General features: G+C 32.5%; 16 protein-coding genes. 1 reads left to right on the top strand and 15 read right to left on the bottom strand.

Annotated elements, in window-relative coordinates:
• Positions 1 to 10: 10 nt before the first annotated feature.
• The 7 genes from ACODR7_RS05835 to ACODR7_RS05805 all read right to left on the bottom strand — a co-directional run bounded on the left by ACODR7_RS05835 (position 11) and on the right by ACODR7_RS05805 (position 5,520).
• Positions 11 to 979, bottom strand: coding sequence for a hypothetical protein (locus ACODR7_RS05835; protein WP_488837963.1), 969 nt, complete (start codon positions 977 to 979; stop codon positions 11 to 13).
• 9 nt (positions 980 to 988) lie between these two features.
• A complete protein-coding gene (locus ACODR7_RS05830; RefSeq protein ID WP_488837962.1) occupies positions 989 to 1,399 on the bottom strand; it encodes a hypothetical protein in 411 nt (136 codons plus the stop codon).
• A gap of 199 nt (positions 1,400 to 1,598) precedes the next feature.
• The gene (locus ACODR7_RS05825; protein ID WP_488837960.1) at positions 1,599 to 2,258 is read right to left on the bottom strand and encodes a DUF2461 domain-containing protein; all 660 of its coding nucleotides are present in this window, start codon (positions 2,256 to 2,258) and stop codon (positions 1,599 to 1,601) included.
• A gap of 138 nt (positions 2,259 to 2,396) precedes the next feature.
• Positions 2,397 to 2,840, bottom strand: coding sequence for a hypothetical protein (locus ACODR7_RS05820; RefSeq protein WP_488837958.1), 444 nt, complete (start codon positions 2,838 to 2,840; stop codon positions 2,397 to 2,399).
• A 62-nt stretch (positions 2,841 to 2,902) separates the two neighbouring features.
• Positions 2,903 to 3,556: a DUF4919 domain-containing protein gene (locus ACODR7_RS05815; RefSeq protein WP_488837956.1), complete on the bottom strand. Its 654-nt coding sequence runs from the start codon at positions 3,554 to 3,556 to the stop codon at positions 2,903 to 2,905.
• 79 nt (positions 3,557 to 3,635) lie between these two features.
• A complete protein-coding gene (locus tag ACODR7_RS05810) occupies positions 3,636 to 4,244 on the bottom strand; it encodes a hypothetical protein (RefSeq protein WP_488837954.1) in 609 nt (202 codons plus the stop codon).
• 100 nt (positions 4,245 to 4,344) lie between these two features.
• On the bottom strand, positions 4,345 to 5,520 hold the full coding sequence (locus tag ACODR7_RS05805) for a Kelch repeat-containing protein (protein ID WP_488837952.1): 1,176 nt from the start codon (positions 5,518 to 5,520) through the stop codon (positions 4,345 to 4,347).
• Between the two features lie 424 nt (positions 5,521 to 5,944).
• Here ACODR7_RS05805 and ACODR7_RS05800 point away from each other — a divergent pair, with 424 nt between their 5' ends.
• Entirely contained in the window at positions 5,945 to 6,373 is a 429-nt protein-coding gene (locus ACODR7_RS05800; RefSeq protein ID WP_076595046.1) for a CBS domain-containing protein, read from the top strand.
• A gap of 186 nt (positions 6,374 to 6,559) precedes the next feature.
• On the opposite strand, the gene ACODR7_RS05795 is transcribed toward ACODR7_RS05800, so the two are convergent.
• The 8 genes from ACODR7_RS05795 to ACODR7_RS05760 form a co-directional block, all read right to left on the bottom strand.
• Positions 6,560 to 7,066, bottom strand: coding sequence for a hypothetical protein (locus ACODR7_RS05795; RefSeq protein WP_488837949.1), 507 nt, complete (start codon positions 7,064 to 7,066; stop codon positions 6,560 to 6,562).
• Between the two features lie 151 nt (positions 7,067 to 7,217).
• A complete protein-coding gene (locus ACODR7_RS05790) occupies positions 7,218 to 7,856 on the bottom strand; it encodes a tetratricopeptide repeat protein (RefSeq protein ID WP_488837947.1) in 639 nt (212 codons plus the stop codon).
• Between the two features lie 45 nt (positions 7,857 to 7,901).
• Positions 7,902 to 8,471: a hypothetical protein gene (locus ACODR7_RS05785; protein ID WP_488837945.1), complete on the bottom strand. Its 570-nt coding sequence runs from the start codon at positions 8,469 to 8,471 to the stop codon at positions 7,902 to 7,904.
• A gap of 52 nt (positions 8,472 to 8,523) precedes the next feature.
• Positions 8,524 to 8,973, bottom strand: coding sequence for a hypothetical protein (locus ACODR7_RS05780; RefSeq protein ID WP_488837943.1), 450 nt, complete (start codon positions 8,971 to 8,973; stop codon positions 8,524 to 8,526).
• A 26-nt stretch (positions 8,974 to 8,999) separates the two neighbouring features.
• Complete coding sequence (locus ACODR7_RS05775; RefSeq protein ID WP_488837941.1) at positions 9,000 to 9,407, bottom strand: helix-turn-helix domain-containing protein; 408 nt, start codon at positions 9,405 to 9,407, stop codon at positions 9,000 to 9,002.
• A gap of 233 nt (positions 9,408 to 9,640) precedes the next feature.
• Positions 9,641 to 10,339: a DUF4386 domain-containing protein gene (locus ACODR7_RS05770; protein WP_488837940.1), complete on the bottom strand. Its 699-nt coding sequence runs from the start codon at positions 10,337 to 10,339 to the stop codon at positions 9,641 to 9,643.
• Between the two features lie 235 nt (positions 10,340 to 10,574).
• Positions 10,575 to 10,988, bottom strand: coding sequence for a phenolic acid decarboxylase (locus tag ACODR7_RS05765; RefSeq protein WP_488837939.1), 414 nt, complete (start codon positions 10,986 to 10,988; stop codon positions 10,575 to 10,577).
• A 359-nt stretch (positions 10,989 to 11,347) separates the two neighbouring features.
• A complete protein-coding gene (locus ACODR7_RS05760; protein WP_488837938.1) occupies positions 11,348 to 12,271 on the bottom strand; it encodes an alpha/beta hydrolase in 924 nt (307 codons plus the stop codon).
• Between the last annotated feature and the right edge of the window lie 8 nt (positions 12,272 to 12,279).

The raw sequence follows: 12,279 nt of genomic DNA, 5'->3' as shown, positions 1-12,279 counted from the left end.
AAAAGAAAGTTTATTCGGTTTCGTTGTAAGAATTAACCTTATAAAGCAGCTGGAACTTGATGGTATCTTTTTTCGAATTGGGATACTTTTCTTTATTTACCTGTTTTTCGAATTCTTTCATAATTTCCAGATCCAGATCATCTTTAACTGCAAACTGAATGTCATTTTGCTTTTTTCCTAATTCAAATTGTACCATTATTTTTCCTTCACTTTTGGAATTTTTAAACAAATTCTCAAATATCTTGTTGGTTTTGTCAATAACAGACTTAATATCCTCAATGGAAGAATTCGCTTTTAATTCAGAATCACCGGTCAAAAATATGACCTTTTCCAGTTTAGTTTCTCTGTTTCCTTTATCGGTAACATACACTTCATTACCATTTTTATAGGTTTTAATTGTTCCTTCCGTTGTATAGGTTCCGTTATCAATAGGATTATTGTAAGAGTTTTTATACGGGAACTCATCAAGCCAGAATAATGTCTGATTTTTTTTTAGAAAGTTTAAAATATAACGCTGGTTTTCGGTTTGCAGAATGAATAAAGGCTCTTCGATGTCAAATGAAATGGTAGACCAATAATATTTTAATTCATCTTCATTGGCTTTTCTAATCTGATAATTTCCAGAAACATCTTTCTTAAATTCATTCCATATCTTTTTTGAGTCATCCGGTTTCTTGGCCATTTTCCCCTCAATTTCCACATCATCTATATAGAAAATCAAACTATCAGGGATACTTTTTAAGTTTTCTATATTTTTAAATCTCTTCCACAGAGTTGGTCCTATAATTAAATTATTCCCCAGAATATCATAACTGTTGGTATTGGTAAGGCTTTTGGTGAGCAATTTTTTTACTTTTTCGTTGATTTTATCATCTGTATAATGATAAACTACGCCATTGGGAATGGTTATTTTCTCCGTGATTTGTGCTTTGAAAACATTGGCGAAGAATAAAAAAATGAGAAGAATTTTTATTTTCATAGACTGGTTTTAAAGTTTTAGCTTAATTTTTTGTACTTCAGCTTTGTTGGGCTTATCTATTTTGTTGGGTAAAGTCCAATTTACATAAAGTTCTTTGTTTTCAATATGAATACTGTCAATACAATAATGAGGGAAGATACTGGAGCAGTTTTCCCAGTTTTCTCCCAGGAACTCTTTTCTATTTCCTGTAATATTTTCTGCAACTAATTTGTAAGGAAGAGAATCTGTTTCGTAAATAACAATACCGTTCACTTTGTCATAAGCCAGAGCGTTTTCATACCATTGAACTCTATTGCTGTTAAAGGGTAAAAGTAAATCTGTCCATGTATCACTTCCGTTGGAATGTCTAAGGCACATGTATTGATCATTGCTCCATTGTAAAGATGTTTTATGATCAAGATAATAGTTGTTTATCGGCATGGAAGAACTGAACGTATTTCTTCCATCAGTCCAATGTATGAAGGAGGTTGAATCTGTTGCTTTAACAATTTCAAATGTATGTTTCGGATTGACAGCTTCAACCTTCTGGGGTGAATGACATTCTGTAATTGATAGAAAAAAAAATATTAAAAGGAGAAATTTCACGGTTTTGCTTTATAAAGTCTATTATAAATAAATTTTAAAATAAAGGTTCTCCGTTCAAATCCGTGGTCAGAATTTCACTCATATAATCAAAAAAAGGCCTCATGGCAAGTAAGGTTTGCAGTGCTTCTTTTTGAAAATTGTCTGATAAAACCTCCTTGTCTGTAAATTTCCGCATCACAACGAATTGCTTTTTTCGGATTAAATCTATAGCCGGATGATTTTTATCAAAACCACGAGGTGCTGTTTTTACAGCATCACCTTTGAGTTCTCCAAAATATTGTATAAAAGTCTTATCAGAGATAATTTTTTCAATTTCTGAACTGCTGATTTCAAATTCTTTACGGATACGAAGTAAATCTTTGGCTTCCGGACCCCAAAAACCGCCTCCTACAAAACTGTTGCCCTGTTCCAGCTGAATATAATATCCGCCTCTCAGCATAGGTTTTGAACGGGAATATCCCACTCCGAAGTTGGTTTTATAGGGTGTCTTGTCTTTGGAAAAACGAACATCATTGTAAATCCTGAAAATATGAATTCCCTTAAGCTGGTCATGCTCCTGAAGTTCATGATAGATCTGAGTAAAAAAAGCTTTGTTTTCTTTTACAATGACATCGTACTCTGATTTATGTTGGGCAAACCATTCCCGGTTGTTGTTTTCTTTTAAATGGGTGAGAAATTCAAATGCTTTTTTCATGTTGTTGTATGGATGTTTTACTCCTGAATATTTCTGAAAGTCTTCTGGTTTATTGTAATGTAATTTATAAACTCTGGGATTTGAATGATAGAAATAAACTCAGCTGTTAACTATTCTATTGATAATATACATCATATTTTAGTCTCGGATTCTTAATTTGAGTCTATTAAAAACTTTTTTAGTGAGATAGAATTCTATCCCAAATAATGAGTAAAAAAAGGCTGTTAAAAGTGCAACTAATACAAGATCTCCTTGAAAGTCCGGATCGATAATTTTTTTGATAAAAGCAAACAAAAATATAAACAAGAGAATTGAAAACCATATATATCCGAAAAAACTTAATCTTAAATTAGGATTTTGAAAATCGTTCTTTTTAAAAACAATAATTAGGGTGGGAAGAACTTTTGAAAAAAGAGTTTTTATTCTTGTAACCTCAATTCGATTTTTAAACTCTCTTCCATAAAATAATTTTCCATCACTCGTGTATGAAGAAGTGTTAGCTAAATCTAATATCATAGAACTTCTTTTTGAGTTTTTTCTGATAGCTTCATCAATTTTAGCAAGACTAAAATTTAAATTCATTTTAATCATAGTGTTTTTTACGGTTGCAAGTTATTGTTTTTATACTATTAGTAGAATGCCATTTAAAAAAAATATCCGCCCACTAATTTTACAAATATTTCTCTGTCTCCAATTTTATAAATGGTTAGAATGCTTCCGTCTGAAAGTTGTCTCATTTTCTGACTGAATTCAGCTCTTGGTCCTGAGGTAGCAAGGTTTTCAAGCTGTTGTAAAACTTCACCAGGGGTTAAAACACAAATTGCAGTCTCTTCACTTTTCCCGTCACCACTTTTTTCTATCGTTTGAATGATTACATCTTTTTGCTTAGCACATAATTCTCTTTTTTTATGATCATCAAGTGCGCGGTAAATATTCATCATATCATCCAGTAAATTTTTATTAAGAGGATTGATGGCGTATTTTGATTCTGCCTCAGCAAGCATTTTTTCCGCTTTACTTTTTGATAGTCTTTTTTGAGCAGGTTTCCAGAATGTACCGGATTCACTGTTATAATTTCCAATGGTGTAATCAATTTTTATGAATTTACTTCCATAATACAATTGATTCAACTGCTCCTGCGTCAATTCAGAAGGATTTAATTTGAATACATCTAAAAGTTTATAAAAATTTTCCTGTGGATTTTCAGTGACATTCTTTTTAATAAGCTCAGTGTTTATCTGTGCAGAGAATGCCTGAAAAAATAAAATTAAAATACCTGAAATAATATATTTTCTCATTGTTTATATTTTGTATTTTTCAGCTGTAGATAAATCATTTTTATCTTTTGGGATTAAATCTTTAATGTTTTCAATCATTTTAAGCTGCTTTTATTTTCCATAACAATAATTCTGTTGGGGAAATGATTTCATATTTAAAATCAATACTTTTCCAGATTTCAACAAGTTTTTTTTGAGCTATCGTATTGTCAAAAGTCAGAATAACTGCATCATGATAATTTTCACCAAAATTTTGTGGGTCAAAAGGACTTTTATATCTTCTTGCTCCTGTTAGGATAGAAAGAAAATCAATTTCTTCATAGTTTGCAAACTTTCGTTTTACAATTTTTTGTTTTATATTTTCAATTAATAATTCTGTATAACCAGCATTGTCTTCCTCGTCATCCAACAGCCCCATGATATAGTTATAATCTTTCCAATGTTCTTCACTTTCTTCAGTCCTTGGGATAGCATCTACATAATCTCCATAAAACCATTCTGCAGATCCTAATAATCTGTATTCTTTACTTTGTTTATCAAAAAGTATAGGACCAGGCCCAACAATTATCCCTCGTTCGTCATCTGCATCGTACTTTTTATGCTTCCAAAAAATGATAATATACTTCTCAGTGTCGTAATAATTTGACATTTCGAAATCAGTGCTAATTTCTTTTTCAATAATTTCTTTTACTATTTGTGTGTCGATCATAATTTGATTGTCTGTTTTTTTATTTAATCTATTTATGTAATCTATCTATGATGATGTCCCAAACCTTCAGACTTCCGATCATCTTTAAAAATATTGATTATTATCTGTAAATTTTAATCTTCTGCAAAACCCCTTTCTCATCTTTAAAACTAAAAATATAAGTTCCTCTCTGTACTTTAGATAAATCTATATTTTTGTTATAATAGGCAAAGCCCCTGCTGATCACGTCTCCATCTAAGGAGTAAACGGTAAATTCAAATTGATTGCTGTTATTTTTATTGCTGATGATAAAGCCGTCTCTTTGTGCATTGGTATACACTCTTGTTTTAGTCTCATGATCTTCACTGGCTGTATTTGAAGAGAGGGCATTCTCAGTAATATCGGCTGCTTGTATACTTTTAATAGCTGATTTCGTTATAGACGTTGTACTTCCGCCGATGATGTATAATTTATTGTTATATACTTCCGCTGCAGCATGTCTTCGGGGAACCATATTGGATGACAACTGATGGAATTTGTTGGTTGCCGTATCGAAATAGGCCAGAAAAGTTTGATTATTGTAACCCCCGGCAATAAAAATCTTATCACCGGATACCGCTAATGAATGTCCGGATATCCCGGCAGGCATCGTAAATTGATCGGTCCACAGATTGGTGTTGAGATCATAAACATTGATCAGGCGGGATGAAGTACCGTTGAAACCACCAATGACATAAAGCTTATCGTTCACTATTTTGCCTTTTGCTTCTCTGGCGGTGGGCATATCCGGTAATGGATGCCATGTATTGGAAGCAATATCGTAATATTGGAATCTGTCAGAAAATACAGTAGTTGCAGCGCCGTTGAGTCCGCTTCCGCCGAACACATATATTTTGCCATTATGAATGGCAGAACCTGCATTTCCTGTATAGGAACGGTTAACAGCTCCTTTCGTTACCTTATGCGTGGCAAGGTCTACAATTTCCAGGTGGCTGTTTCCCCAACCGTTAAAAATATAAATTTTATTATTGTAAGTCTCCGAATTAGCAAATTTTTTGGGACTGAGAGTAGAAGTGAGAACACTCCATTTATTATCGGTAATATTATACTTTTCAATATAATTGGCAGTACCTCCGCTTTCCTGATATCCATTGATCACATAGATATTATCATCCACAATAACACTGGTTGCAGCACCTCTGCCCACAGACATATTGGCGAGACTTTTAAAGTTAAGCGTTTGTGCATGGGCGAGCAGTGAACTTAAAAATAACAGGAATAATAATTTTGTTTTCAATGGCATGCGTTTCAGTGTTGGGTTCTGTTTGACTTTCTTTCAGTGATTCAGGTTTATTTTTAATACCGGTTTTAAGCGAATATTTGTGGTTTAAAGATAGGAAAAAGTTGAAGAGAATTACCAAATGCTTTTGGTCAGTCAGAGATATTTTCCTGCAGCATCAAGATCTGCTTTGCCTGCATGCAAAAAATTGGTTGATTTTTGGTAAGGTATTGAAAATGATTCATTAAAGTTAGAAAATCCTTTAAAAAATCACAAAAATGCAACCATGATATATAACATATCATACAACGGAAAAAATTGATAAATATCAGCCGTAATTGTATGATAAGGCGGGTGTTTCTTCGCTAACTTTGAGTATGAAAAAGGGATTTAGGGTTCGTTTTTCATTGTAAATTTTCACAATAATTTAAACAAAAATGGTATGAAACAAAGAGTTCCGATTTCCCAAATTATGACCAAAGAACTGATTACACTTAATCTTACACAATCATTGTATGAGGCTGAAAGTTTATTTAAAAAAAATAAAATCAGGCATATTCCGGTTGTCGAAAATCAAAAGTTATTAGGAGTATTAAGTTATAGTGATCTATTAAAAATCAGCTATGCGGATGTAGAACAATCGGATGATGCGGAAGATGTTCCTGTGTCAGCAGTGGTATACGACGTATTTACTATTTCGCAGGTGATGACAAAAGCTCCTCTCACTGTAAATCCTGATACTACCATAAAAGAGGTAGCAGAGATTTTATCCGAACATAGTTTTCATTCTGTTCCTGTGGTAGAAAATGGCGACCTAAAAGGTATTGTGACTACTACAGATATTTTAAAGTATTTATTACAGCAGTATTAAATGGATCAGTATTCACTTTAAATGATCAGTTATACTGAGTTCCTTAAATTTTCCAAATTCAGAGTAATTGAAAATTGCATAGGTATAAGAAACCCGAAGTCCGGACTTCGGGTTTCTTATTTTTTTAGAGACTGTTGAATGTTCCCCGTTGCTGCAAGAATTCTTTCGTGTGGTTATAATATTGGGTTACATCAGATCAATGATTCTGCCACTTTTAAGTTTGAATGGCCCCTGCAAACTGCTATTTTCCTGAATTGTTCTATCCATGGCTATATAGAAGTTTTCCCAATGTTCTTCTAGTTGATCATAATTTTTTGTTTCCCAATACTCTCCTTCATCAACAACATTGAGACATTCGAAATATTCTTTTAAAATCTTAAGTAATTCAATTATTTTTATGTGTATTTCAGTGGATGCAAATTGTGTTTTGCAGAATTCCTGAATGTACAAATCTTTATCAAACTCGAAAATTAAGGGTTCTGAATTTTCGTGAGGTTGTATATGAACACCTTTGGTAGGACCTTCATAGTTTACATTTTCTTCGTCTTTTACTCTTTTCAGAGTTACAGATTCATTTTCAAATTGAAAATGATCCCATTCTTGAAATGATGAAAACTCAATTACTTTTTTTACTAATGTATTGTAGCTTTCTTCATTTTTAAGTCGTCCTTCAAAATGAATTGTTATTCCCATATATGATGTGATTGTATTGATTGCTACGAAAATATCAAAAAAGAATTTAATATAAATTCTTGTAGAGCATTTAAATTATCCAGTAATATATTATGATTCTATCCGAATTTATAAGAAAAATGAAAAGGTCTGCGTTTTATTTCTGATGAATTTAATTATTATTTACCTTTTTCAAGTCCATTTCCGAATATAATCTATACTGTATATTTCCTGTACTTTCATACACTTTGTCATATAATACCTTTGCCTCTTTGTATTTTCCCAATTCATCATAAAGAGCACCTAACATATAAGCAGCTTCTACTTGATCAGGTTCATTTTTTAAAATTTCTTTATACATCCTTTCAGCCTGTTCATTTTCATTATGGGCAAAATACCAGTTGGCTATTTCCCAATAATCAGCTAAGAGCTTTGTTTCAGTAAATTTATTTTTTAGAGAATCGATACTTATTTCTTTGTAATCATTTCTAAACTTGTCCATTCCTGTTTTCTTTAAATCAGCCATATGAATATAGAAAGGATCACAATTATTTATTAATCTGATCATAAGGTCTTTCATGAAATCATTTCTGTTTTTGTTAGCTGTGCTGTTATGGAAGTTTTCAAAATCTTTCTGAAGTTTTGACATTACTTCATAGGAACAAGTTTTAAATGTTTCATCAGTATAATTTGTTTTACCAGATAAACAAGTGCAAAATTCCTTTTCAAATTTTTGTGGAAAATCCTGAGCTTTAATGTGAAAAGAAATTGAAACAGAGAACAATATTCCTAATAGTAATTTTTTTTTCATGTATAGCTTTATTTTATTAATGTTTTTCTGTTCATAACAATATTCTTAATCACAATAAATTGCCAAACGTATTTGATCAAATCCACCTTTTCCTCTGAAACGAAATAAGTAGGCGTTCAAATTTTTACTTTGCCATTTTACATCATCTCTTACCGTTTCTTCTTTAGATTTTTCTAAATCTTCATATATTTCAAGGGATGGTTTTCCAAGATTTTCAGTTATATATTTTTTTATTTCGTGGAATTTTTCGTTAAACATTTCATTCGAAGTTTCAATTTTTTCATTTTCATTCCATTCATAAGACTTGAATTTGACTTGCTTATCTTTGGTGAAAAAATAATCTACTTTAAGAATGAAGTTGTTTTCGTTTCGTTGATATGATCTGGGGATTTCAAACTTATATTTTTGAAAAGCGGGATAAATATCTTCTCCAATTCCCCAAAAATATCCAAGAGTAATATCTTTTGATTCTTTATCAACTTCTTCATTTTTAATTTCATTAAAGCTTTTAAAGGAAAGATTAATTTCATTTCTAACAGGAACATTGCCATATTTATTTAGTGAGCAGCTATAAGAAATTAGAATCATAAGAAGAAAGAGAATTCTTGATTTCATTAATATGTTGTTGCGATTATATAGGTGAAAAAAGGTATTGAAGTATCGAATTTTATTTAGTATAATCCCCTGCAACAATAGATTTTTCCATGGTACTTATAATCTCAGAAACTTGAATGGTAAATATCCCGGCATTTCCATTATCAAACTCTTTTTTCCAGTAAGAATATCCATCCATTTCAAGGGAGTCAGGGTTTTTGTAAGTCTCCTTTTTCAGACTGGTGACACTTTTGTTCAAAGCTTCTTCCGATATGGGAAGATGGCTGAGGTTTTCTGCATACCCTGTAGGGCTGGCAGGATTTTTCATCTTCAAACCACTGATGGAAATATGAATCACTTTTCCGGTTTCAGGATATTCTTCAATCTTTAAAATTTTAAGGGTGGAGCTTTTTTCTGTGGGACGCGTTTTGTAATTCCATTCCTGGCCGACACTGTATTTGTCTTTTTTTGCACAGCTGAAAGATAGCAAGAATAGTACTGCTATGAAAGTATAGAGTTTCATAAACGGGTGGTTATTAGTTTTGTTTTTTATTTCTGTATCAGCTGCTCCAGCCTGGCCATCATCTCATCTTTTTCTTTCAGCATTCTTTCGTACAGCGCAATTTTTTCTTCGTGTAATTTTAGTACCTGCTCAATAGGATTGAAAATAGGATTATCATTTTTCTGATATCCAATACTGTTATCCCCAAAAGTATTTGCAATGACATTTACAGCCTCTTCTTCATCAAAATTCTGAAAAGCTTCCACCGGAATTTTCAATACCTCAGAAATCTTTTTCAACAAAGGATCTTCAATAGTTTCCTTCTGCTCCAAAAGAGAAATTTTCTTCTGATTCCAGTCTTCACCAAGATCAAAAGCCAAAACCTCCTGCTTGATGCCCAGCATCTCCCGAAAGCGCTTGATATTTCTCCCCTGATGTATTTTTTTGTTTTGCATATTTGTGTACGTTATAGAAACAAATATAGGTAAAAGTTGGGGGATAGAAAATGCGAGAGTGAGGTATTTTAGATGGGAAGATTATAAAAATACGAAGTCAGGAGACTTCGTATTACTTATTTTATTGTGGAAAGTGGGGAAACTTACAAAATGTCTTCAAAAGTATTGTTTCGGGTTTCAAGCCCTTCTCATTTTTGGTATAATGGTTCGGGCATTTTCAAGTGTATTGATTTTCATCTTTTGTTTTCTAGTTTTGATATGTCGATACCTTTTATGAGTAACCACAAACAAAGAGATAGTTCTCCAAAAAAAATCGGAATTGCAAGGTAAATGAACAAAGGATTTACAAATCCTTTTGACAGAAACATTGTAAAATTATTGATCAAGTAGCATATTCCTGCTATTGCATAAGCTAATCCAATAATTTTTGGGATGGCATTTGTTTTAAAAATCACATATCCAATTAATATACAGTAAAATCCAAAAAACACTAAACCAATTCCATAACCTTGTGCCTGAATATTTAAGGACAAAAGAGCAAGTGTTGCGAGTTGGTTTTGCTGAAAAGTATTCAAGTAAGTGTCATTGCTTAATAGCAATAATGGTGTGATTTGATTTAATAGATTGACTGCAATAATTGCCGTTTGAATAATAACCAATGCTAAAGCGATTTGCAGTATAATTTTATTTGACTTTTTAAAAAAATGATAGATTATCAATATTGTGGGTATGCCCACTACAAAATTGATTAGGTCAGCCACAAAACCCCAACGAAAAAGCATTTCATTAGTCTGAATATTGTGAGCCGTTGTTAATGCATCGTTTGACACTCTTAATGCCTGTCTTACGAAAACTTCTGAAAATAGCCCTGTAGCTATTACAATTAAGTAACAAAAGCCTGCAATTCTAGCTAAATTTTTATTTGAGATCATTTTGTGGAGAATGTAAATTTGTGATTGTTATTTTTTATAATTTTCAGTTAAATTTATTTTTCGTTACATTGAGTTGGCAGGTTGCTTTCCTGACTGGCCTAACGGTTTGGGCTTTGCGTTCGGGTGGGAAATCAAAGCACAATAGCTGATATGATTACTAAAGTTCAATTGAAAAACTGCCGTTGAGTTTTGCATTTCAGTCCGTCTGACACAAAACCTTTGTTGTATGCAGGCTTTATTTGACTTCCTTAAATTTACCGGGATTAACAAAAACAGAATTATCTTGTCTTGCGTGAGTTGTCAAATTATTTGTGTTAAAGTCCATTATATTACAATATCCCAATCCACTTTTTTCAACCCAGGAAACAAAAAGCACTTTTTCACTTATTTGAGTAGAAATATACTTGTCAGTTTCTTCTCTTGCTCCCGGAAATTCTCCTTTTACTAATTTCCAGTTAACTGTCGAATCCGATTCAAATTTTATATGATACACATATTTGTCTGAATAATTGAATTCGTATGTTTTGCCAATTATGTCTTTTAATTCTGTTTTATTTAATATTTGCTTCTCCATTTTAGATTGTTTCTTCTCATCACAAGAAGTTAAGAAAATTGAAATTGTCAGTAAAATAAATAATATTTGTTTCATAGTTTTGATATTTAAGGATTTTTCGGTTTAAGCTTGCATACAACATCCAAATTTGCACATTGCCAATATACAATATATATAATTGCGCTAATGTTGTTTTGATTGGGTAATCATTAAATTAAAATTTAAATATACTATTTCCTTACAGAAAACTATAATCCAAATAAAAAACCGCTCCACAAAAAGTAGAACGGTTAGTATTAAATTGTCTTACTAATGCTCTGCAACCGTACGAATCCTTCGTATGGTTTAAACATTTTAATAACATCTAAAAGTTAAAATTGCATAATACAGTCGTGCTAGCGAGGATTGATACCATTCTTAAAATCGCTTCAGCATTTAAAATTCGTTAAACGTTATTATAAGTTTTCTTTGAAGAACGGAATCAGTTTTTCCAATGCTTCACTTGTTGCTTTGGGTTGGTCGTACAAATCATAATGACTTGCACCTTGAACAACGTGGATGTTCTTATTTTTAGAAGCTGCCTTTCCAAAAAGTTCAAATCCGTCTTTGTAAGAACCAAATGCCCCCACTTTATCGCCTACGATTATTTGCAATGGTTGGGTCAATAAATGATCCGCTAGATGAAAGGCATCCCATGCAATAATTTTATCAAAACTGTCAAAACGTAATTTGTTTGGCGAACCTGGTTGCTGTCCTCTTGGGGTTTTATAATAATCAACCGCTTCAATGATGTCAATATCTTCCATTCCTGCCTGCTTTCTTTCTTCTTCAGAGTTTGGAATATATTGTGTAATCAAGTCTGCTCCTCCACGAGCTTGGGCTGTTCTCTGAGCGGCAACCGCTTCCAGGGTTTTTATCGCCGAATCTGCTGTATAGTCTCCTTCTCTCATTACTCTGCCATAATTGGCTGCCACAACTGTTCCAACAGCTTTAAATCTACGTTCGGTCATTGCTGCATTGGCAGAATAGGCTCCACCTCCGCAAACTCCCATCACTCCAATTTTGTTTTCATCAACATAATCAAGAGTAGTCAAATAATCGGCTGCACATCGGAAATCTTCAAAGCGTAAAGCAGGGTCTTCAATATATTGTAAATTTCCTCCGCTTTCGCCTTGGTTGGAAGCATCAAAAGCCAAAGTTACAAATCCAGCTTCTGCGAAAGCTTTTCCATAAATATTTCCGGCGGTCTGTTCTTTACAACTGCTTATTGGATGAGCGCAAACAATCGTTGGATATTTCTTGTTTTCGTCAAAATCTTTTGGGAATTGCAATACTGCTGCTACATTCCAATTTTTGTTTTTAAATGTTACTTTTTTCATTATATAAC

Source organism: Chryseobacterium sp. FG46 (assembly GCF_057809135.1).
This window is presented reverse-complemented; position numbering and strand designations above follow the sequence as displayed.

Excerpts from the sequence above, each read along its gene's own strand:
- ACODR7_RS05835 (WP_488837963.1), bottom strand. The coding sequence starts at position 979 with ATGAAAATAAAAATTCTTCTCATTTTTTTATTCTTCGCCAATGTTTTC.
- ACODR7_RS05830 (WP_488837962.1), bottom strand. The coding sequence starts at position 1,399 with ATGCCGATAAACAACTATTATCTTGATCATAAAACATCTTTACAATGG.
- ACODR7_RS05825 (WP_488837960.1), bottom strand. The coding sequence starts at position 2,258 with ATGAAAAAAGCATTTGAATTTCTCACCCATTTAAAAGAAAACAACAAC.
- ACODR7_RS05820 (WP_488837958.1), bottom strand. The coding sequence starts at position 2,840 with ATGAATTTAAATTTTAGTCTTGCTAAAATTGATGAAGCTATCAGAAAA.
- ACODR7_RS05815 (WP_488837956.1), bottom strand. The coding sequence starts at position 3,556 with ATGAGAAAATATATTATTTCAGGTATTTTAATTTTATTTTTTCAGGCA.
- ACODR7_RS05810 (WP_488837954.1), bottom strand. The coding sequence starts at position 4,244 with ATGATCGACACACAAATAGTAAAAGAAATTATTGAAAAAGAAATTAGC.
- ACODR7_RS05800 (WP_076595046.1), top strand. The coding sequence starts at position 5,945 with ATGAAACAAAGAGTTCCGATTTCCCAAATTATGACCAAAGAACTGATT.
- ACODR7_RS05795 (WP_488837949.1), bottom strand. The coding sequence starts at position 7,066 with ATGGGAATAACAATTCATTTTGAAGGACGACTTAAAAATGAAGAAAGC.
- ACODR7_RS05790 (WP_488837947.1), bottom strand. The coding sequence starts at position 7,856 with ATGAAAAAAAAATTACTATTAGGAATATTGTTCTCTGTTTCAATTTCT.
- ACODR7_RS05785 (WP_488837945.1), bottom strand. The coding sequence starts at position 8,471 with ATGAAATCAAGAATTCTCTTTCTTCTTATGATTCTAATTTCTTATAGC.
- ACODR7_RS05780 (WP_488837943.1), bottom strand. The coding sequence starts at position 8,973 with ATGAAACTCTATACTTTCATAGCAGTACTATTCTTGCTATCTTTCAGC.
- ACODR7_RS05775 (WP_488837941.1), bottom strand. The coding sequence starts at position 9,407 with ATGCAAAACAAAAAAATACATCAGGGGAGAAATATCAAGCGCTTTCGG.
- ACODR7_RS05770 (WP_488837940.1), bottom strand. The coding sequence starts at position 10,339 with ATGATCTCAAATAAAAATTTAGCTAGAATTGCAGGCTTTTGTTACTTA.
- ACODR7_RS05765 (WP_488837939.1), bottom strand. The coding sequence starts at position 10,988 with ATGAAACAAATATTATTTATTTTACTGACAATTTCAATTTTCTTAACT.
- ACODR7_RS05760 (WP_488837938.1), bottom strand. The coding sequence starts at position 12,271 with ATGAAAAAAGTAACATTTAAAAACAAAAATTGGAATGTAGCAGCAGTA.